Raw genomic sequence first — 20,650 nt, forward strand, 5'->3', positions numbered from 1 at the left:
AGGGGTAGTCAGAGTAGATCGCGCAGGCGGTAGTAGAGCATGCCCGCTGCTACGGATTGTGCGCCCAGCCATTGGCCAAGGGGGATGGGCCAGTGGGGTACGCTTGCAAAGAATTCCATGGTGTCGCATGAGCCCTCTACGGCATCGGCCATTGCTTCGCCGCAGGCGTGGGTCATGTTCACACCGTGCCCGCTGTACCCGACAGAGTAAAAGACATTGTCTGTAACTCTGCCGAGCAAGGGCACGCGATTGACGACAATGCCCATCATGCCGCCCCAGGCGTAATCGATACGTTTGTTGCGCAACTGGGGCCAGATACTGTGCATCCGGGGCAACATGGCGCCGGCGATATCGGCGGGTTCTCTGCCGGAGTAGTCGCAGCGGCCGCCAAACAGCATGCGTCGATCTGCAGAGAGTCGGAAATAGTCGAGCACATTGTTCATGTCGCAGACGGCTACATCAAGGGCATTAACCTCGGCTGCCTCCGCTTCGCTCAGTGGCTCGGTCGCAAGAATATAGCTGCCAGCGGGAAACACGCGGCCGCCGAGTTTTTTGCGTTCAAGGCGATGGTAGGCATTGCCAGCAATGATCACAAAGTCGGCGGTAACAGAGCCGTTTTCACATATGACCCTTGGGCGCCGACCGTGTTCAATATGCAGTACTTTAGTGTGCTCGTGGATGCTGGCTCCCAGCTGTGCCGCGGCGCGGGCCTCTCCCAGGCAAAGGTTCAGTGGGTGTAGATGGCCATTGCGGTTATTGACCAGGCCGCCCAGGTAGCGATCTGTACCCAGCGCATCGCGCACCTCCCCGCGGTCGAGCAATCGAACGTCCTCGCCCATGCCGCGCTCGCACAGTTCACGGTGCCACTCCTCGAGGTCTCTAACCTGCCGCGGTTTCAGGGCGACATCCATGTAGCCGTGCTTGAAATCACAGGCAATATCGTACTTTTCGATACGTTCCTTGATTAACTGGTGGCCGCGATAGCCAAGCTCAAACATGAAGTTGTCACGCTTGCCTTGCCATTGCTTGCTCAGGCGTTTTTCACCACTCATACCGCCAATCACCTGCCCGCCATTGCGGCCAGAGGCGCCCCAGCTGATCAGGTTCTGTTCCAGTAGTGTTACCCGGTGACCTCTTTCTGCCAGCGTCAGCGCGGTGGACACTCCGGTAAAGCCGCCGCCGATGACGCACACATCCGTATCCACTTCGCCCTGCAAAGCTGCGTACGGGGTGTCATCATTGCGTGTGGCTGCATAATAAGAGGTCGTGTGCGGCTCGCCTGCACTCATTGCTCACCTCTGGAACTTAAATGACTGTTTAATTATCTGAATGAACATATAATGCCACTTATCCGTACCTCAGCCAAGGACAGAGTGTCATGAACAACCCCAAGCCCAGGAAAAATCAGGCGCTTCAGATGGAGCGACGGCGCCTGTTGCTAGAAGCGACCATGGATGCGATCCATGAGCATGGTCTGGGAAGTCTCACTGTCGCCAAGATAGCCGGCAAAGCGGATCTTAGTCCCGGCACAATTAATTTTCATTTCGACAGCAAGCACGCCCTGCTGCTGGCCACGCTGACCCAGATTGCTGAAGAGTTTGAGGAGCGCATACAGGGTGCAGTGGACGAATCGGGTGACGACCCCGCTGCGCGACTGTTGGCGTTGATAGATGCCTCGGTTGATCCGGAGATTACTGAGCCGCGCAAAACCTCGGTGTGGTTTGCGTTCTCTTCAGAAGCGCGCTCCCGTGATGACTATCAGCGTATTTGTGGTGAGCGGGAGCGGAATATTTTCGCGCTTACCCAGCGTCTGTGTGCAGATGTGATTAGCGCAGGTGATAAATCTGCCGAGATGGACGCCCGGGCAATGGCTAACGCGGTGCAGGGCCTGATCGATGCTATTTGGGAAGAGATTCTCTATCAGGGCCACGACTATGATCGAGCCGAGGCGCGCCACATGTATTTGTCCTTTCTGGCGAGTGTGTTTCCATGGGCGTACCAGCACCCGCGTCGATCGGGCAAGAAGGCTCAGGCTACGCCGGTGAAGATTTTCGAGGCCGGGCTGGCTGATGTAAAAGAGCTGGCGCGTCTGTTTGATCTATACCGCCAGTTCTATGAAGAGCCCGCCGATGAGAAACTGGCGCGCCGCTTTATGCGCCAGAACCTGGAAAAGGGTCGTTCCACTGTGTATGTGGCTCGCGATGACAGTGGCGAAATGCTGGGATTTGTGCAGCTTTACGCCAGTTGGTGCTCAGTTGCTGCTGCTCCGGTCTGTATTCTCTATGATTTGTATGTCGCCTCTGGCGGCCGTCAGGGAGGGGTGGGGCGTGCCTTGATGAAGCGAGCGGAGGTTCACGCCCGCAAAATGAAAGCCTGTCGTATCGATCTGGAAACCGCCAGTGACAATATCATCGGTCAGGCTCTATACGAAGACCTGGGCTACGAGCGCGAGACCCACTTCTACAAGTACTCGCTGGAGCTCTAGATTTACCCCAGTAGTTCTTCCTGTGCTTTTAGCAGAGCCTTGCGCAGCGCGCTCACCAGGTCGTCCACTTGCTCGCGGGTCAGAATGAGCGGGGGCGACATGATGCAGACGTTAATCAGTGGGCGCACCAGTAATCCGAACTCACGACAGTGGCTGTCGATCAGGTCGCCCAGGTGGTAATCCTGCTCTAGAAGGGCTTCTCCCTCGGCGTCGCTTCCCAGGCTCATTTCTACTGCGGCCATCATGCCCATGCCCCGCACGTCGGCGACCAGAGGTAGGTCCATCAGGGTGCGGAGCTGGGCCTGGAAATACGGTCCCACATCGCGAACATGTTCCAGCAGCTGTTCCCGTTCAATGATATCCCAGCTCTCGAGTGCTGCGGCGCAGGATACCGGGTTGGCCGACCAGGTGAAGCCATTGCTATAGCAGTTGCCCTCGGCGTTGTCGCCGCTGATTTCTGCCATGAAGGCGTCGGATACGGCATAGCCGCCGAGTGGCAGGTAGCCAGAGGTGACACCCTTGGCAAAGGTGATGATGTCGGGCACCACGTCGAATAGGGTTTCGGAGGCAAACCAGTGCCCCAGTCTGCCGAACGCGGTGACTACTTCATCGGCAATATAGGTGATCCCGTGGCGCTTCACGACTTCCCAGCAGCGCCGGTTGTACCCTTTGGGTGGTACCAGTACGCCCCCTGATCCCAGTATCGGCTCGGCGATAAAGCACATGATGTTCTCAGGGCCCAGCTCGGCAATCTTGGCTTCCAGTTCAGCGATCAGAAAATCACAGAACGCCTCCTCGGAGGCAAATTCCTGTTCTTGATAAAAGGCGCAGGGTGCGGTGAGGAAGTGCACCAGGTCGACGGCAGTGTCCATGGCGGTCTTGTCACGCTCTTTGCCGGTGACGGATGCGGATAGATAAGTACTGCCGTGGTAACCCTTGTCGCGACACAGGATGTGTTTGCGCTGCGGCTCGCCGCGAATGTTTCGCGCCAGTTGGCAGAGGCGCAGGGCGGAATCCACGGCGGTAGAGCCGCCGGTGGTAAAGAACACTCGATTGAGATCGCCGGGGGTTTTCTCGGCGATGCGTTGGGCGAGTTCGGCCTCGAGGGGATTGATGGTTGAAAACGCAGTGCTGTAGCCGAGTTCGACAATCTGGGTGGCTACTCTGTCGGCAATCTCTTGCCGGCCGTAGCCAGTCTGCATGCACCACATACCGCCCGGGCCGTCGATCATGCGCTGGCCATTGTCGTCATAAATATAGACGCCTTCGCCGCGGACGATCACCGGGGTGCTGTCGTCTTCGCCCAGATTGGGCAGGTCCGACCACGGGTGGAGCAAGTGCTTGTTAAATGTATCGCGTACAGACATGGTTTTTACGCCGCCTCGGAAAGGTTTTTGAGATACCACTCGACGAAGTGCTGAAGTGTTTCTTCGTACTCCGGGTGGTAGGGGCCGGGCTCGAAAAAGCGTGAATTGGCGCCTTCGGAGTTGCGGTTGATGATGTATTCATCTTCCATTGTGGTGTGATGCCACAGCCACGTGACTTTGTCTCGCTCGTAGTCTGTTCCTTCTACTGCGTCTCCGCGCACGAACCAGACTACTTCCATGTCTGTTGAGGTCAGGCTGCGAGGAATGAAGCGGTATAAGACGCAGTGATCCGGGTAGTTCAGCATGAACGTGAGGGGCCCCAGCTGGAAGTCACCTGCGCCGCCGTCGTAGCCCTGGATGTTGCCCATCAGGGGTGCTACAGGTTGGCCGTCCTCGCTACCCGTCAAGTAGCCGTCGAACAGGCCGTAGCGGGATGTGTAAGCACAGCAGCCGAAGCCTTTGGCGTCATTAAAGATGGCATAGTGTTCTTTGCCCATGCCCGGTATGCCGGTGACTTCTTCGGTGCGGTCAAGCATGGCCTGCACAACGTCTTCGACCTTGCAGTACAGATCTTTCAGAGTGTGCATGCGCGCGTAGGCGCGATGCGATGTGGCGCAGTGGTAGCACTCCAGATAGTTCTCCAGAACAAACTTCCAGTTGGCGTCAACCTTGTAGGTCTGTTTGTGGGCGATCTTGGCGTTCTCAAGATCATAGGCCCCCAGCGGCGCCTGAAGTGGCTCTAATGCGGGCAGGAAGTCTTCGGCCTCTGGGTCGCAATTGATGAAGATCATGCCCATGTGCACCTGGACCCGGGCCTGCTTCAGTCCGTGGTTGGAGGTGTCGAAGCCCTCCAGCATTTCCATATCGCGGGCGGCTTTGAGTGAGCCGTCGGTGCGGTAAACCCAGCCGTGGTATGGGCAGACAAACGTCTTGCGTTTGCCGCTGGCCTCCTCGCAGACGCGAGCGCCGCGGTGGCGGCAGACGTTCATCAGGCAGCGCACCTGGCCATCGTCGTCGCGCACGATAATGAGTGAATCCTCGCCGATCTCGAACAGCAGATAGTCGCCGGAGTCCGGGATCTCGGAAATGTGCCCGCGTAAAGCCAGCTGCGGAAGATCAGTTGATCGAGTTCGCGCTGGTACACCAGGTGTGAGCGGTAAAAGTAGGGGTCCATGGCCCGCCCGTGGTTGGCGATTGATTCCTCGAGCTTCTGCGCCATTTTGGTGGCGGAGTCATCGACGTCGGTGGCGATGAATTTCATTGCGGCTTACCCTGAATTAAATGTCCGTTCAGGATACTAAATGGTCATTTAAATTGAAAGCATTGCTACAGCGCGCGCAGATACCACTCGTAGTCCTGTGTGGGGATTGTCGTGTGATACATCGCTTCCTCTGCGCGCCGCATACTGCTGTAGCCACGGCAGAATTGTTGCCCAAGGTAGGCGGGCATGATTGAGGATTGGCTGAATTTTTCAATTGCGGCGAACCAGCGGGTAGGAATGTGTACTTCCCTGGCGCAGTAGTCGCTGAGTTGTTCCACCATGGGGCCTGGGTCAGCCTGCGTTTCCATACCGTGCAGCATGCCTGCCAGTACGGCAGCAACGACGAGGTAGGGGTTAGCATCCGCACCGGCGACCCGGTGCTCGAAGCGCCGGTTCTCCGGTCCTGACACTGGGATGCGCACAGCGACTTCACGGTGATTGTAGCCCCAGCGTGGCTCCAGTGGCACATAAGCCCCTTCGACAAAGCGCCGATAGGAGTTCGCATTGGGGGCGAATAGCAGGGTGTTCTCTGCCATGGTGGCTAGAACGCCGCCCATTGCGTGGCGCATCTTGTCAGATATGCCGGGTTCGGTGCTGCCTGCACCGGCGAACAGATTGTTGCCATCTTTGTCGTACAGGCTGGCATGCAGGTGCATGCCACTGCCAGGGTGTTCGGCGAAGGGCTTGGCCATAAACGTAGCTGCCAGGCCGTGGCGGTGAGCGACACCTTTGACCAGCCGACGCAGTAGCAGCGTGTCGTCACAGACTTTCATAATATCTGAGCCGTGACGGGTGTTGACCTCCCACTGGCCCGGTGAAAATTCAGAGTGCAGTGTGGTCAGGGCGATCCCCTGAAGCTCGCAGGCCGTGCGCAGGTCGTCGAGAAAGCCATCCAATTGCCATAGGTCATTGGCTTCTACGTATTGTGTGCCGTGCTGTTCGAGGCCAGTGCCTGGTATGCGGCCGAGCAGGGGGCGTGGCCTGTTGTCATCGCCAGGTGCTATCAGGTAGAACTCCAGTTCGGTGGCGACAACGGGCGACAGTCCATGCTCGCTGAACTTGTTGACAACACGCTGCAGTGCCTGCCTTGATTCTACCCAGCAGGGTGATCCATCGAGCTCGACGTGTGAGGTCAGTACCTGACCCGTGGGTGAGTCCAGCCAGTTGATCCTCGCCAGCGAGCCGGCGATAGGGCTGAGGCGGACGTCGCGTTCGCCTTCCATGTCGTCGGCGTCGATATCCACGCTGTACTCACCCATAGGGGTGATGACGGGTAGGGTAATCGGACTTTTCTGGTTGCCCTTGAACAGGCCTTCCATTTCATCGCGATGCAGCCGCTTGCAGCGGAGAATACCGTTCAGGTCCGGCATCATGACCTCAAACATTTTCAGGTCGGGGTTTGCCGCAGTAAATGCCTGCCATTCTACAAGGGTGGCCTGTGTCATGGTTCGTCCTAAAAGGGTGCGGGAGGCGTAAGGCGCCGGCGCTCTGGGTTGAAGGGCACTTTGTCCAGTACCCGGCAAGGCGCCAGCTCACGGGTCCAATGCAGTTCACGCTGAAAATAGATCTCCGCAGTATAGCGCTCACCGACCTGGCCAAACGGGGCTTCCAGTTGGGCGAAGGCGATGTTGGTCTTGGCGGTGGGGCACCAGGCAGCGGAGGTTACGGTACCGATCACCCGTTTGCCGTGAAAAATAAATGAGTTGTGAGCAGGTTTGTTGCCCTCGACATCGAGTACTGCGAAACGATAGCGAGAACCCGCTTGTTGTTCCTCTAGCAGTGCTCTGCGGCCGTTGAATACGGGTTTGTTGAAATCCACCAACCAACCCAGGCCGAGTTCGAAGGGGGATCGTGAGCGGCCTGCCCGTACCGCATTCAGGGCGGGCACGAAGTCCACGCCCGCCTGAATAAATCCTGCTTCAATTCGCGCCAGGTCCAGCGCGTCGGTACCAATGGGCTTGATCAGGTTGTAGTCGGTCGATTTGAACAGCGCGTCCCATAGCGGCTCTGCGCCCGCGGGCTCAATCCACAGTTCATAGCCGAGGTCACCTGTAAAGCCGGTTCTACTGACCATTAGGGGCAGTCCGGCAAAATCAAATGACATCATGCCAAACGGTTTTAGCTGGTCGAGCCCAGTCAGACCCATGTTGAGCAGGTTGGCGCAGGATGTCGGGCCCTGAACCGCGAGGGCTGCGACCTGGGCGGTCTCATCTTCAATGCTGACGTCAAAGCCCAGTGCTGAGCAGAGCAGCCAGTCCAGCCCACGGGCCCATGCGCATAGTCGGAAGTCGTTCTCGTCCAGCCGAAATATCGTGCCGTCGTCCAGTACCTGCCCCTGTTCATCACACCAGACTGTGTAGCCGACACGGCCCACCTTGATCTTGCTCACATCGCGTGTGACCAGCCGATTGAGATATGCCTCAGCATCCGGGCCGCTAATCCGGTACTTGTTCATGGGGGACAGGTCAAACACCCCGGTCGTGCTGCGAATCGCGAAGTACTCGAGCTCTACGTCGCTGTAGGCGTTAGGGGTGGTATATCCCTTCCAATCTCCCCAGCAGTTGATTTCACAAGCCGCAGCAACCCGGCTGTGGAACGGTGTGTGCAACATCATGGTGTCGTCGCTGCTCATCATTTCTCTCCCTGCCTGAGGACCTGCCGCGCGGCGTTGCGCCCGGCCAGGCCCATGAGTCCGCCGCCGGGGTGAGTGCCCGCTCCACACAGGAACAGGCCGTCCACCTGGGTGGCATTCTGGCTTGCTCCGGGGAAGGGTCTGTTCATCAGTACTTGGTCCAGGCTCATCTCGCCGTGATGCCAGTGACCGCCAGCCATGCCGAAGCGCTGTTCCAGATCCTGCGGTGTGAGCAGTTCTGTGGCGGTGACCAGATCGCGGATGCCGGGGGCATAACGTTCCAGTAGTGCCAGCAAGCGATCGATAAAGGGCTGTCGATGTTGGTCCCAGCCGCCGTCGGGCGAGTATGGCGCGAATTGCACGATCGCTGAGAGCACATGCTGGCCAGTTGGGGCCAGCCCGGGATCATTGTGCGTGGGAATGCTTATGTCCATAACGGGTTCGGCGGAATATTCGTCGTACTTGATAGCGTTAAAGGCGCGCTCGACATAATCGAGGTTGGGGGCGATAACCAGTCGTTGACCCAGCTGCTCGCCAGTGAGGCCAGTGAAGTGGGGTTCAGCGCTCAGGGCAAGATGCAGCTTGGCGGTGCCACTGCCATGGCGAATCTGGGTTACACGTCTCGCGGTGCCCGCCTCGATACGCGGGTAGCCCACCAGGTCGCGGAAGGTGGTAACAGGGTCGATATTGGATATGACCGTCGATGCGCGGATACTCTCGCCGGAGTCGAGGCGCACACCTACCGCTTTGTCGGCTTTCATGTCGATGGAGTCGACCCGGGAGGCAAGGCGAATGTCTACGCCGGCGGCGCGGGCACTGTTGGCCATGGCCACGCCCAGCTCCCCCATGCCGCCCTCAATCTGGGTGACACCCGTGAAACCAAACTCGGCTGAAAGTTGACGATATAGGTACGCGAAAACACTGCCAGGAGTACGCGGGCCGCTGCGTGAACCGAGAACGGCATCCATGCTAAGAAGAGCTTGCAGTGCTTCGCTGGAGAAAGTTTCCTGCATCAGGTCATACATATTCATTAGCACGATGCGCATGAACTCGCTCATATCTTCTTTGCCGAGTAGCTTGAGGCCAAGGCCCAGCTTGAGCAGCGAGAGGCGATCTATCAGGTTGGCCTCAGAGAGTCGGGGAGAGCGTTCAGCAAACAGCTTGGCAAGCAGGCGTAGGTAGCGTTTGTTGCGGGTGTTAAACACCTCGAGTGCGGCCTGGTCATCGGCGCTCGCGCCGCTGACCTGGTTCCCCGACAGCACCAGATGCGAACCGCTCTCCGAAAGCGAGATGCTCGCCAGGTCGCGAGCGGCCCATTTCAGGCCATGGGCCTCCAGGGCCATCTCTTTGGCTACGGTGGGATGCAGTTGGTACAACCACTGTGCACAATCCGATACGGTAAAGCCAGGTGCGAACTCCCGGGTAGAGGCGCAGCCTCCTGGTTGATCGGAGGCCTCCAGTACCAGTACTTTGCGGCCTGCTTTCGCCAGGTGGGTCGCGCACACCAGGCCATTGTGCCCTGCGCCAATAACAATGGCGTCATAGTGATTAGTCATCGGAATACCCCGCTGGCACAATGTTGGGTCGTCGCAGGTCGCGCAGGATTTCCCGCGCTGCGTTGGCACCTGGAGCTGCCATCACGCCACCGCCCGGGTGCGTGGCGGAGCCGCACATGTAAAGACCGCCCAGCGGGCCTCGGTATTGTCCGTAGCCGGGGAAGGGGCGATTGAACAGTAGCTGGTCAAAGGTCAGTTCTCCCTGGAATATGTTGCCTTCGGTGAGGCCGACCTCAGCCTCGATTTCTTTCGGGGTGCGAGTCTCGCAATGTAGGATGAGGTCCTTGAAGTCGGGGCTGTACTGTGCGATCTGGTCAATGACGGATTTTTCAAAGCCGGCCTTGTCTTCCGCGGTCCATTCCCTGCCTTTAATCAGCGGCGGGGCGTACTGCACGAACACACTCATCATGTGCTTGCCTGGCGGTGCCATGGTCGGATCGGTCTGGGTTGGAATTAGCATGTCCAGGTAAGGATCTTGAGACCAGGTGCCATCCTTCCAGTCGTCGTAGGCGCGCTCCAGTCGCTGCAGATTGTCTGTGAAGTGCATATCTCCAAGCATCAGTACGCTGTCTTTTTCGATACCGTGGAACGTGGGAAGGCCATCGAGGGCGATATTCAGTTTCCCCGACGAGCCGCGAATCTTGAAGTTCTCAGCCTTATTGACGACGTCAACCGGGAGGTCGCCGGGACGCATGATATCCAGGTAGGTGCGCTTGGGGTCCAGGGAAGACACGATAACATCTGCATCGTATTCGTCGCCATTGCGCAGGGCGACGCCTACTGCTTTGCCGCCGCGGACTTTGACGTGACCGACATCTGCATCGCAAATGATCTCGCCGCCGAATGATTTGAAGGCGCTTGCCAGAGCATCGGATACAGCGCCCATGCCGCCGCGGGCAAAGCCCCAGGAGCCCACATTGCCATCCACATCGCCCATATAATGGTGCAGCAAGACATAGGCGGTGCCCGGCGAAAATACGCCAAGCGCTGTGCCGATGACGCCGGATCCTGCGTAATGCGCGCGTATCACGTCAGATTCGAAGTATTCGCTAAGGTAGTCTCCGACACTCTTGGTCCAAAAGCTGACAGTGTCGGCCAGGCCTTCTTCACCCATTTCCAAAAATGCGCCGGCGAACTCGGCCAGGTCGCGCAGGTCGCGCAGCTTGAGCGATGTTGGATCGGGCGGCCGTTTGAGCAGAAATGGCCGGATCAGACGGGTCTGCTTCTGGGTGTCGGCGGAATAACGCTCGTAGGCATTGGCATCGCGTATCGAGTGGCGCGACATTTCTCGGTAGCGACGATTGCGGTCATAGTAGTTACCGTAGTGGTCGCCATTCTGCATGAATGTAATGCCTCCTCCGTAGGGCACAACCTGCAGCCCGTGGCGCGGTAGCTCCAGGTCGCGCACCAACTCGGGGCGCAGGAGGCTGCAGACATAGGAACAGTTGGAGTACTTCCAGCCTTCGTGCAGTTCACGGCTTACCGTAGCGCCGCCGATGTAGGGATTGCGTTCCAGTACAGCCACCTTGAGACCGGATTTGGCAAGGTAGGCAGCATTGGCCAGGCCGTTGTGACCTGCGCCGATGATAATAGCGTCAAATTTACTCACACCGCTCTCCAGCTTTTGCGGTAATCAGGGTGGAGCTGAGCATGCCATGACGCCCGCGGCATGTCCATGTGTGAATGAATGATCATTCATTTGTGATTTTTGTTGATCCTGTCACTGCTATCATCTAATGTTGACGGTAGTAGTTCTGCACAGAATAACCAGCCTAGACAACTACGGAGCGAGCGGCTTGGGCAGTGGCGAGGACAATACAGCGGGGCGGCGGCGCGCCCAACCACGCGAAGTCAGGCGTGATCAGCTGATCAAGGCGACCATGAAGTGCATCGCCGAGAACGGCCTGTCCGGTGTCACCATGGCAAAGGTAACAAAAACCGCCGGTCTCAGCCTTGGCATTGCCAACCTACATTTCAAGAGCAAGGAAAAATTGCTCCTCGCCACGCTGGACTCTGTGACCCGAGAATACAACGAGGGGCAGAGCGGGATTCTGACTGACCCCGGCTATGCCACGATTCCCGATCGGATTGACGCTTTATTGGCGTTCGATTTCAGCACCCAAACTACGGATAAATCCAAACTGGCCGTCTGGTATGCCTTCCTCGGCGAGGCCAAGTCGCGCCCTACCTATTTGGCCAGTTGTTCGCGCCAGGACGTCAAGGCCGAGCGTCTGTTGACGAGTCTGTTTGAACAAGCTCTGGCCGACGGCGCATATCGCAATGTTGATCCGAATCTGCTCGCCGCAGGTTACATCAGCCTGGTGGATGGACTGTGGCTGAACGTTCTGCTGGCGCCGCGCCGGCTCAGTCGCAAAAAGGCCATGGCGGCCGCCCGTCAGTACCTGGCCAATGCCCTTCCTGGCCAAGTCAACCCGGGGGAGAAAGCATGAATGCCGCTTTAGCTGCCAGCGACAACGCCGACAAGTTCAAGGCAGTTCACGGCCAGCTGTTGGCGGTGATCGAGCGCGACCCGAGTGTCGCTAAACCCTACTCGGATCTGGGCGAGTTACTGTTGCAGTCGGGCAGGGTGGTAGAGGCATTATCAGTCTTGGAGAAAGCGACAGATCTGGAGCCCGGGCTTGCTGCCGCCCACTACCACACGGCACGAGCTCTGACCACGCTGGGGGCGCACAGTGACGCGGTATTTGCCTATAGGCGCTGCCTTGACGTGGCGCCAGAGCACGCCGCGGCCTGGTTGGGCCTGGGGCATGCCTGCAATGTTCTCCGGCAGCGTCAGGACAGCATTGCCGCCTACCACCGCTGTCTTCAACTCGATCCCGGGCATAGCGATGCCTATTACAGTCTTTCCCGGCTGGGTTCATACCGGTTCAGTGACAGCGAGATTGACGAGATGGGTCGGCAGTTGCAAGACGATGAGCTGCCGGAAGCTTCCCGTGTGAAGCTACTCTTTTCCCTTGGGCGTGAATTTGAGGCTCGAGGACGCTACCGCCGTGCCTGGCGCTTCTACCGGCAGGGCAATGCCGCCCAGCGCAAGCGGGTCAATTACGATCCGGTGAAAACCGAAGCTGTTGCGGACAGATTGGTGAATTTTTTCGGCGGTGATTACTTTAGTTCAATCGCTACAGGCGCTTGCCCGGACCGGGCGCCTGTTTTTTTGGTGGGAATACGCCGCTCTGGTGCTTCGCTTGTTGAAAAGATCATCGCCGCCCACAGTCATCTTGAGAGTGCCGGGGAATTGCCCCACCTTGCCGAGATTGCCGGGGGTTTGGCTGAGGCCGCTGACACAAATAAACCCTTTCCACATGGTCTAGCGGACCTGGATGCTCGGCAGCGCTACGACCTGGGTGAACGCTACGTGCAGATGGCCAGGCCTTATCGCCGCGAGATAACACCCTATTTCATCGATCGAGCGCCTGGAAATTTTAAGCTGATCGGTTTGATTCACAGCATTCTTCCTAACGCGAAAATTATTGATGTCAGGCGTCATCCATTGGATGCCTGCGTGCGCAACTTGACTGAGCTATTCCCCCGGGGACAGGCTTTCAGCTATGATCAGGTCGAAATGGGTGAGTACTACCTGCAGTATTCGCGAGTTATGGATCATTGGAATGAGGTGCTCCCCGGTAAGGTTCTACGGGTCGATTTCGAAAATCTGGCCCAGGATCTCGAGGCGGAGGTTGTCAGGATTCTGGCGTACCTAGACTTGCCCTGGGAAGACAGTTGTATGAACTTTCATGAGAGTAGCCTGCTAATGCGAGCGGCTCGGAATGAAGGGGCAGATACCGGTAGCGCGGTGGGAGTCGGTAACTGGCGCCGCTACCGAAGAGGATTGATAGCGTTGACAGAAGTTCTCGCGCCGGTAATGGGCGGGGCAGCAAAAACTACATAAACCCTATGCGCTGCTCGCAGTGCTGCAACATTTAAAATGGCTTGGTCCACAACAGGTAAGTTATATGATTAAGAAAGTAGACGGTTACCTCGACGAGACATCTGCGGCGGCACTGCCTCCGCGCAAAACAATGGCGTTGCTGGTGTCGGCGGCACTGGGCACGACCGCCGCTTCCCAGGCGCAGGCGCAGGCGGTGCTCGAAGAGATTATCGTTACCGCGACCAAGCGAAAATCGAACATTCAGGACTTGCCCCAGTCGATCTCAGCCTTCTCGACGGATGACATTCAGCGTCAGGGCTTTCTCGGCATGGACGACTACGCGGGCAAGATTCCCAGCCTGTCAGTCTCCACTAGGGATCCTGGCGCAACCACCGTGGTGTTTCGTGGCGTAGCTGCCTCGGGTATCCAGTTCGGAACTACGCCATCCTCAGGTGTCTACCTTGACGAGCAGCCGATCACCGCCGCTGGTACGAACCCGGATCCACGCCTTGTAGATATTGAACGTGTTGAAGCGCTGAGTGGTCCCCAGGGCACACTGTTTGGTGATGCCTCTCAATCCGGCACGTTGCGGATCATCACCAACAAACCAGACCCTACCGAATTCAACGGCTGGATAGAAGGGTCATTGGGAGTGGTCGAGGATAGCGATGATCTGGACACAGACCTATCGGCGATGGTTAACATCCCGCTGCTTGAAGACAAGCTGGCGATTCGTCTGGTGGGCTTTACCGCCGAGGAAGCGGGCTATGTCGACAACGTGCTGGGCAACAATCAGCCCGACCAGTGGGAAGAAAACCGTATTGCTGCGGGTCTTCCGGTGCGCGATCGTTTTGACAATGCCGACAGGATAGAGGATGACATCAACTCCTCAAGTATCAGCGGCGGACGCGTAGGCCTGCGCTGGTTCGTCAATGAGGACTGGACCGTCGATTTGGCGGGTATTGTTCAGCAACTCGATGTGGATGGCTTTGGCGACACCAATCTGACCGTTGGAGACCGCGAGCAGGTCCGTTTCGAAGACGAATCGATGACAGACGATTGGTATCAGGTGAGCCTGACGCTGGAGGGCAATCTGGGCTGGGCGGATACCGTGTTGACCACCAGTTATTTCAGTCGCGATTTCACCTATGAGGCGGACGCTACTGATTACCTCCACGATTTTGACCAGAAATATGATCCTGCCTATGCGGCTCCGGGTTACTATCCTGCAACGATTTACGACTTTACCGGTGCGCCGCGCGCCAATGCATTTGAAGAATTCGAAGACGAGCGTTGGTCGGTCGAGGGACGTCTGACAACCCCAGCAGATTCCGACAGTCGCTGGAGCGGTCTGGTTGGCTTTTTCTACGGCAAGACGGAGCGGGAGGAACTCTTTACCGCAGACATTCAGGGCTTTAGTGACACCGATTACTATGCCAACCAGGGTTATACTTACCTGAGCTACCTGGCGAATTCACCTTACTACAATCCCAACTACGATACCTTCCACAATACCGATAGCGATAACTTCTTCTTCGGTACTTACGATCTGGAAGTGGAGCAGGTGGCGCTATTCGGCGAAGTGACCTGGCAGGCAACTGACAAGCTCAGTCTGACCGCTGGTGCCCGCTGGTTTGAATACGACGAGGATTTCTCCCTGCTGCAGGGCGCTTTGCTGGAGGGTGACGAACCTGATCTTGAGCGCGATTACTTCAGTACCGCCGAGTCCACATCCACCAAGGATGATGACTGGGTGCCCAAATTCAATGTCACTTACAACTTCACTGACGATATCCTGGCCTACGGTACTTACTCGGAAGGTTTCCGTCGCGGTGGTGGTAACGCTATTCGCGCCAGTTCTATCCTGCCCAGGAGCTATGGTCCGGACCTGCTGAAAAACCATGAATTAGGCTTTAAGAGCACCCTTCTGGACGGTTCGCTGCGCTTTAATGCAGTCGCTTATCATATGGTCTGGGAAGACATGCAGATCCAGGTGAACGACCCAACGGTATTTTCCCTGGGTATTGTGAATTTCTCTGAAGCAGAGGTGAATGGCTTCGAGGCAGACGTCACCTGGGCGGCCACCCAGAACCTGGAACTGTCCGCGAATATCGGTCTGATCAACGCCGAGATCTCGGAGGACAACAACATCACCACAGATGATGGCACCCTGATTGTCTCTGTGGACGACGGCACCCAATTGCCGATTACCCCGGAGGAGCAGGGCAGTGCTTCGGTCCAGTACACCTTTGATAACGAGTTGTGGGGCGGCGAACCCTACATCCGCCTGGACTGGATATATGTGGGCGAGTCGGTTAACTCATTGGCGGGAACGGAGTCCATCGTATTTACCCAGGGTGCGACCACCCAGCCTTCCTATGACATAGGCAACCTGCGCGCAGGGATAGATGCCGAGCGCTGGAGTGGCACGGTGTTTGTCACCAACCTGACTGACGAAAATGCCAAGCAGTTCTACAACAACCGCTGGGGCAGTCAGCAGCGCGTTTCTATTAGCAAGCCGCGCACCATTGGCATGACGCTGCGCTGGAAGTTCTAACCACCGAAGTACTGATTTATGCAACAACGGCGTGTACCGCGCAGCGTATTCGAAAACATTCTCAGCGAAATCAAGGAGGGCCGAACCGAACAAGGTTTGGCCCTCTGTGAGGCTGCGCTGGATGACTATCCCGAAGACATTAATTTACTCGGCCTGTTGGGCATGGCCCAGGGTGACCTGAGACAGTTCGACAAGGCAGAGAACACTTTGCGGCATGTCATGGAGCTCGCGCCGGGATTTGCCAAACCCTACGAGGACCTGGGTACCCTCCTGTTGAAACAGCAACGGGCCGAGGAGGCCGTTCCCTTATTGAAGAAGGCCGTCAGGCTCGACCCGAAGCTGGAAGCCGCACACTTTAATCTGGGTAAGGCGCTCGCAGCGGTCGGGGAGGGGCAGCAAGCAGACGCGGCCTTTGAACGCAGCTTCGAGTTGTCACCACTACGGGGCATGATGGCTCGCGCTGCGGAACATCATAAGGCCGGCCGTATTCGTGAGGCTGAGCAACTCTGTCGTCAGGTACTGCAAAAACAGCCACGGCATGTAGACGCGTTGCGCATGTTGGGCCTGATCGCCGCCGCAGCAGGTGATTTCGACGAGGCAGAACATCTGCTTGGCCAAGCCATGGCAGGCGCGCCGGATCATGTACCGGTGTTATTCGAGTTGGGGCGGGTGCTCAAGGAGTTGGAGCGCTATGAAGACGCGATCGAGATATATCACAAGATAACCCGGCTGCAACCCGATAATCCCAAAGGTTACTACCGTCTCGGTGGCGTGCTTGGCCCCGCCGCTCAGACCCAGGAATCCGCTGCCGCATACCGTCGTTGCCTCGACCTGTCCAGCAATCATACCGGCGCATGGCTGGGGCTGGGGCATATGCTCAAGACTCTGGGGCATCAAGAAGATGGCGTGCGAGCCTACCAGCGTTGCCTGGAACTAGAGCCAGATTTTGGCGAGGCTTATTACAGCCTGGCCAACCTCAAGACCTATCGTTTCAGCGATGCCCAGGTTGACGACATGGAGCAACGCGTCGCCGGCGATGAGCTGCGCGACAGTTCCCGGGTAAACTTTATGTTTGCGCTGGGCAAGGCGTTTGAGGATCGGGAAGATTACGACAAGGCTTGGCATTACTATGAGGGCGGCAATCAGACACAGCGTATGCTGGTCAGTTACGACCCGGTGCACACAGAGTCGATTAACGACGAGTTGGTGGCATTTTTCAATGCAGACTTCTTTCAGCAGTTGGGTGAGGTGGGTGAGCAGGACCCCGCGCCGATTTTTGTTTTGGGGATGCCGCGCTCCGGCTCTACCCTGGTTGAGCAGATTATTGCGAGTCACAGTGCCGTAGAGGGCACCAGCGAGCTGCCCTACATCGGCAGGATGACCAAATCCCTTAATCGCAACCGCGCAGACGGTATGCGCTACCCAGGGCTGCTGGCGGAGCTGGAACCACGTCATTTTCAGCGTCTGGGTCGCGATTACCTGCACATGGCGCAAATGCATCGCACCGAGGGGACGCCTCACTTTATCGATAAGATGCCCAACAACTTTCCCTGTGTCGGCTTTATTCAAGCGATCCTGCCAAATGCGCGCATCATCGATGCCCGGCGCAATCCATTGGATGCCTGTGTTGGCAACCTGCGACAGCTCTACGCCAGGGGCCAGACCTTCAGTTACGACCAGTCGGATATTGGCGAATACTACCTGCAGTACCAGCGTATGATGGATCATTGGGATGAGGTGCTACCGGGCAAGGTATTGCATGTGCAGTACGAGGATACCGTGGCCGACCTCGATACCCAGGTCAGACGGATTCTGGACTTCCTCGAGCTGCCCTTTGAGCAGGGCTGTGTCGATTTCCACCAGACCGATCGCGCAGTGCGCACCGCCAGTTCAGAACAGGTACGCCAGCCGATTTACAGTTCCGGTATAGGCTATTGGCGCCGCTATGAAGGGCACCTGGATGAGTTGAAGGATGTGCTTGAGCCGATCCTGGATCAATACCAGATCGGCTGACATGGCCGTCGATCAATAGGGCCAGACTTCCAGCCCGTGAATCGCATTGCGGATATCGTAACTCAGGGTGACCAGGCTGCGAGTTTTGACCGTTTCGAGGTCATGGATGGCAATCGTCGACGGTGAACATCCAGCGGCTATCAACCCTTCACCCAGATCACAGAGGCCGCGACCAAAACCTGCGCGGGCAATACGGGAATCATCCAGCGTCGTGTGGGTTAGTCGCGCAGGGTCAATAGCCGGTACGTCGAAGGAAAGTTCGCGATCCGGGTACACCAACCGTACCTTGTCTGATGCGGTATCGTTGAAGAGCACACCGTCGCCGTAGGGTTGGGCGTTATGCACCCCCTGGGGCAGGCGAACACTGCGAGTCACGGTGCGACCGTTAAAGCGAATAACCCCGGCGGTTTTTAGCCCGGAAATGTGCATTCCCTGCGCATTGCAGTGGACGTTGTTAATATGCAGCTGATTACTTTTACCTGGCCCATTGTCCCCCTCTGGATCAAACGGCGCGCCCTGGAAGCTGCTACCCACTCGAACCAGGTGTAGTCCAAAGCAAAAGCGGTTTTCATCCAGGTCAAAGCCGAGAATGGAGTCGTGGCCCGTGGACGTGAGGTACAGGCGCCGTTGATACACGGCAATTTCATGGCAGTGCATCAAGTAGGGATTGCGATAAGAGGCCAGCAACTGGAAGTCGGGGCTGTAGACAAACAACTCATTGCTCGCCGCAATGAATACTCGCTCACCGTCGAAGGCGATGCCGCGAAGCCCCGGTCCCAGCCGCGCCCCTGCCAGTCGATGTCCGGTGCATTCCAATCGATAACCATATTCACCGACTGTTGTTCGAAATCGACAAGATAGACGCCACCGTGGCTCTCCCCCTGGTGGCTTCCCCGAACAACGGAGGTTGCAATGAGAGTCGTCACCTACTGGCGGCCTCGTTGGCGAGGCCGCTTGCGCCGATGTGTTGGGGAGGCACGTAGTCAAAGATGAAATTAATCCGGCCTTCCTGGCCCTTGTTCATCACGCTGTGTTGCATCTGGTTATTGATCTCGTAGACCTTGCCGATTTCCATGCGGTAGGGACGGCCATCAATAGTGAACCTCACGCGGGGGTTGCTAACGATGGGAATGTGTATCCGGTGCCCATAGTGGAAAGAAGGGTGCTTGTCGCGATGTGGTTTGATAATGCCCCCGGGCGCCAGCCGGGCAGCCATGGCGCGGATGATGGTGCCACCTGGAGGGTAGTGGTCTTCAATCAGCTTTTGCATGAGCGGCAATGCCGTATCGGCCAGCAGCTCCCAGCCGCGTTCCCGGGTGACCTCAATTTCCGGCCAGCCAGCCCCATCGGTGAAAATCATTACCACTGATTCCGTCTGCCGATGCACATCGTACTCCTGCTGTCGATAGGTATTGTCTTTCCAGACGGGCTCATCCAGGCCCAGAATGGCCTCTCTGAGTGGCGCAATATCGTACTCGCCAAGCTCCTTCAATGGGACTTCTATATCCATAGTTGCTACTGCGTTTTTATATGTTTGTATATTCGCACAGTCGCGTAATTTTTGCGAAACTTCCCAGTGTCTCTGCTAAATGAATGATCATTCAGTCGCTAATCCCGATTCTCCTTTATTTTCGCGTTGGAATTGGCTATATATTCACTCAAGAGTGAACGTTAGGGTCAAGTCGTTGAAGTAGGACCGGAGTTTCCCGCATGTCGAATATGAGCACGTTTCAAGAGGGCTATTCAGGGCTGACCGAGGGGCGGGAATCGCTGCCCTCTAGCTGGTACCGGGATGCAGATCACTACCAGCGCGAATTGCGCGCTATATGGTATCGGCAGTGGATGTATGTCGATCGTGTCGACAGCCTGCCCGATCCTGGCGATTATCGCATTGTCCAGATCGGTGACCAGAGCATTATTGTGCTCCGGGGTAACGACAGGGTGTTCCGCGCTTTCCATAACACCTGCCGGCACCGCGGCGCTGAGTTGCTATCTGAGCCACGTGGCAATCTGGCCGGCAATATAGCCTGCCCGTACCACGGCTGGAGCTATGATCACTGCGGCGACCTGCTGCGGGCGCCGAGTAATTTCCGTCAAACTGATTTTGAGGAAAAGGCGCTCGGCCTATATCCGGTTGCGATTGAGGTGTTGCGTGGTTTTCTTTTTATCAATCTGCGTCCCGACGCCCAGCCGCTGACAGAGGGTATGGATTGTGGCGGCCAGGCGCTGGCCAATTGGCCCCTGGAGGGCCTGTCGGTGGGCCACGAATACCGCGAAGAGATCGCCTGTAACTGGAAGTTGTTCTGGGAAAACTTCAGCGAGTGTCTGCATTGCCCTGGCATTCATCCCGAGCTGAGTGATTTGGTACCGTTGTACAAGCGGCGGATGATGGAGGTACATGACGATCCGCTCTGGCAGCAACACCAGGCGGAAGAGAATCCCAGGTTTCGCCCCGGGCTTCGAGAGGGCAGCGCCACATGGTCCGCGGACGGACAACCCTGCGATACCCCGTTTACTGGCCTTTCTCCGGAAGATTTGGCGCGCGGCCACACTTACGAGGTATCATGGCCGACCGCTTTTATGGTGGGGCATGTAGATTACGTGCGTATCGTCTGGCTAAGGCCGCTGTCGCCTGTCAAAACCGAGCTGTGTGCCCAGTGGCTGTTCCGGCCAGAGACCCTCGACAATGCACAATTCAATCCCGCTGAATTCGCGCATTATGCAGAAATGGTACTGGGTCAGGACGCCCGCGCGGCGGAGATGAATCAGCGCGGACTTAGTTCTATCGCGCACCAGACGGGCCGGTTAATGGCCGAGGAATACGAGGTACACGCCTTCCAGGAATGGGTGCGCGCGCAATTGGCGCAAGCTGAAGAGTCGCTATAGCGGA

The 20,650-nt window shown here is 57.3% G+C and carries 16 protein-coding genes; 6 read left to right on the forward strand and 10 right to left on the reverse strand.

Going from position 1 to position 20,650, the window contains the following annotated elements; all coding sequences use genetic code 11:
• Nucleotides 1-8: 8 nt before the first annotated feature.
• Nucleotides 9-1,289, reverse strand: coding sequence for an NAD(P)/FAD-dependent oxidoreductase (locus tag BST95_RS10730; RefSeq protein ID WP_084199389.1), 1,281 nt, complete (start codon nt 1,287-1,289; stop codon nt 9-11).
• Nucleotides 1,290-1,378: 89 nt separating this feature from the next.
• On the opposite strand from BST95_RS10730, the gene BST95_RS10735 reads away from it, so the two are divergent.
• Nucleotides 1,379-2,485, forward strand: a complete 1,107-nt coding sequence (locus BST95_RS10735) for a GNAT family N-acetyltransferase (RefSeq protein WP_084199391.1) — start codon at nt 1,379-1,381, stop codon at nt 2,483-2,485.
• A 2-nt stretch (nt 2,486-2,487) separates the two neighbouring features.
• Here BST95_RS10735 and BST95_RS10740 read toward each other — a convergent pair whose 3' ends face one another.
• The 7 genes from BST95_RS10740 to BST95_RS10765 all read right to left on the reverse strand — a co-directional run bounded on the left by BST95_RS10740 (nt 2,488) and on the right by BST95_RS10765 (nt 10,910).
• Complete coding sequence (locus BST95_RS10740) at nt 2,488-3,852, reverse strand: aminotransferase (protein WP_084199393.1); 1,365 nt, start codon at nt 3,850-3,852, stop codon at nt 2,488-2,490.
• Between the two features lie 5 nt (nt 3,853-3,857).
• Entirely contained in the window at nt 3,858-4,958 is a 1,101-nt protein-coding gene (locus BST95_RS10745; RefSeq protein WP_338073421.1) for an aromatic ring-hydroxylating oxygenase subunit alpha, read from the reverse strand.
• Nucleotides 4,841-5,113: a hypothetical protein gene (locus BST95_RS20535; RefSeq protein ID WP_240500176.1), complete on the reverse strand. Its 273-nt coding sequence runs from the start codon at nt 5,111-5,113 to the stop codon at nt 4,841-4,843. Before BST95_RS20535 ends, BST95_RS10745 begins: the two co-directional genes overlap by 118 nt.
• A gap of 65 nt (nt 5,114-5,178) precedes the next feature.
• Nucleotides 5,179-6,558 carry a glutamine synthetase family protein gene (locus tag BST95_RS10750; RefSeq protein WP_084199395.1) on the reverse strand — a complete coding sequence of 460 codons (1,380 nt, stop codon included), beginning with the start codon at nt 6,556-6,558 and terminating at the stop codon, nt 5,179-5,181.
• Between the two features lie 8 nt (nt 6,559-6,566).
• Complete coding sequence (locus BST95_RS10755) at nt 6,567-7,745, reverse strand: aminomethyl transferase family protein (protein WP_229801639.1); 1,179 nt, start codon at nt 7,743-7,745, stop codon at nt 6,567-6,569.
• Complete coding sequence (locus tag BST95_RS10760) at nt 7,745-9,301, reverse strand: phytoene desaturase family protein (RefSeq protein ID WP_084199399.1); 1,557 nt, start codon at nt 9,299-9,301, stop codon at nt 7,745-7,747. The genes BST95_RS10755 and BST95_RS10760 overlap by 1 nt, the downstream gene beginning before the upstream one ends.
• The gene (locus BST95_RS10765) at nt 9,294-10,910 is read right to left on the reverse strand and encodes a phytoene desaturase family protein (RefSeq protein WP_084199401.1); all 1,617 of its coding nucleotides are present in this window, start codon (nt 10,908-10,910) and stop codon (nt 9,294-9,296) included. Before BST95_RS10765 ends, BST95_RS10760 begins: the two co-directional genes overlap by 8 nt.
• A 187-nt stretch (nt 10,911-11,097) precedes the next feature.
• On the opposite strand from BST95_RS10765, the gene BST95_RS10770 reads away from it, so the two are divergent.
• The 4 genes from BST95_RS10770 (at nt 11,098) to BST95_RS10785 (ending at nt 17,760) form a co-directional block, all read left to right on the forward strand.
• Entirely contained in the window at nt 11,098-11,751 is a 654-nt protein-coding gene (locus BST95_RS10770) for a TetR family transcriptional regulator C-terminal domain-containing protein (protein ID WP_229801638.1), read from the forward strand.
• A complete protein-coding gene (locus tag BST95_RS10775; RefSeq protein WP_084199404.1) occupies nt 11,748-13,211 on the forward strand; it encodes a sulfotransferase family protein in 1,464 nt (487 codons plus the stop codon). The genes BST95_RS10770 and BST95_RS10775 overlap by 4 nt, the downstream gene beginning before the upstream one ends.
• A 64-nt stretch (nt 13,212-13,275) precedes the next feature.
• Nucleotides 13,276-15,747 carry a TonB-dependent receptor gene (locus BST95_RS10780; protein ID WP_084199406.1) on the forward strand — a complete coding sequence of 824 codons (2,472 nt, stop codon included), beginning with the start codon at nt 13,276-13,278 and terminating at the stop codon, nt 15,745-15,747.
• An 18-nt stretch (nt 15,748-15,765) separates the two neighbouring features.
• Nucleotides 15,766-17,760 (forward strand): tetratricopeptide repeat-containing sulfotransferase family protein, encoded by a 1,995-nt coding sequence (locus BST95_RS10785; protein ID WP_084199408.1) that lies wholly within the window; start codon nt 15,766-15,768, stop codon nt 17,758-17,760.
• Nucleotides 17,761-17,772: 12 nt separating this feature from the next.
• Here the strand turns inward: BST95_RS10785 and BST95_RS10790 are convergent, their stop codons facing one another.
• Both BST95_RS10790 and BST95_RS10795 read right to left on the reverse strand, forming a co-directional pair.
• Nucleotides 17,773-18,576: a hypothetical protein gene (locus BST95_RS10790; protein ID WP_240500177.1), complete on the reverse strand. Its 804-nt coding sequence runs from the start codon at nt 18,574-18,576 to the stop codon at nt 17,773-17,775.
• 106 nt (nt 18,577-18,682) lie between these two features.
• Nucleotides 18,683-19,270, reverse strand: coding sequence for an aspartyl/asparaginyl beta-hydroxylase domain-containing protein (locus BST95_RS10795; protein ID WP_084199410.1), 588 nt, complete (start codon nt 19,268-19,270; stop codon nt 18,683-18,685).
• Nucleotides 19,271-19,470: 200 nt separating this feature from the next.
• Here BST95_RS10795 and BST95_RS10800 point away from each other — a divergent pair, with 200 nt between their 5' ends.
• Nucleotides 19,471-20,646 (forward strand): aromatic ring-hydroxylating oxygenase subunit alpha, encoded by a 1,176-nt coding sequence (locus tag BST95_RS10800; RefSeq protein ID WP_084199412.1) that lies wholly within the window; start codon nt 19,471-19,473, stop codon nt 20,644-20,646.
• Nucleotides 20,647-20,650 lie beyond the last annotated feature (4 nt).

The sequence above is a fragment of the Halioglobus japonicus genome (assembly GCF_001983995.1).
Lineage (GTDB): Bacteria > Pseudomonadota > Gammaproteobacteria > Pseudomonadales > Halieaceae > Halioglobus > Halioglobus japonicus.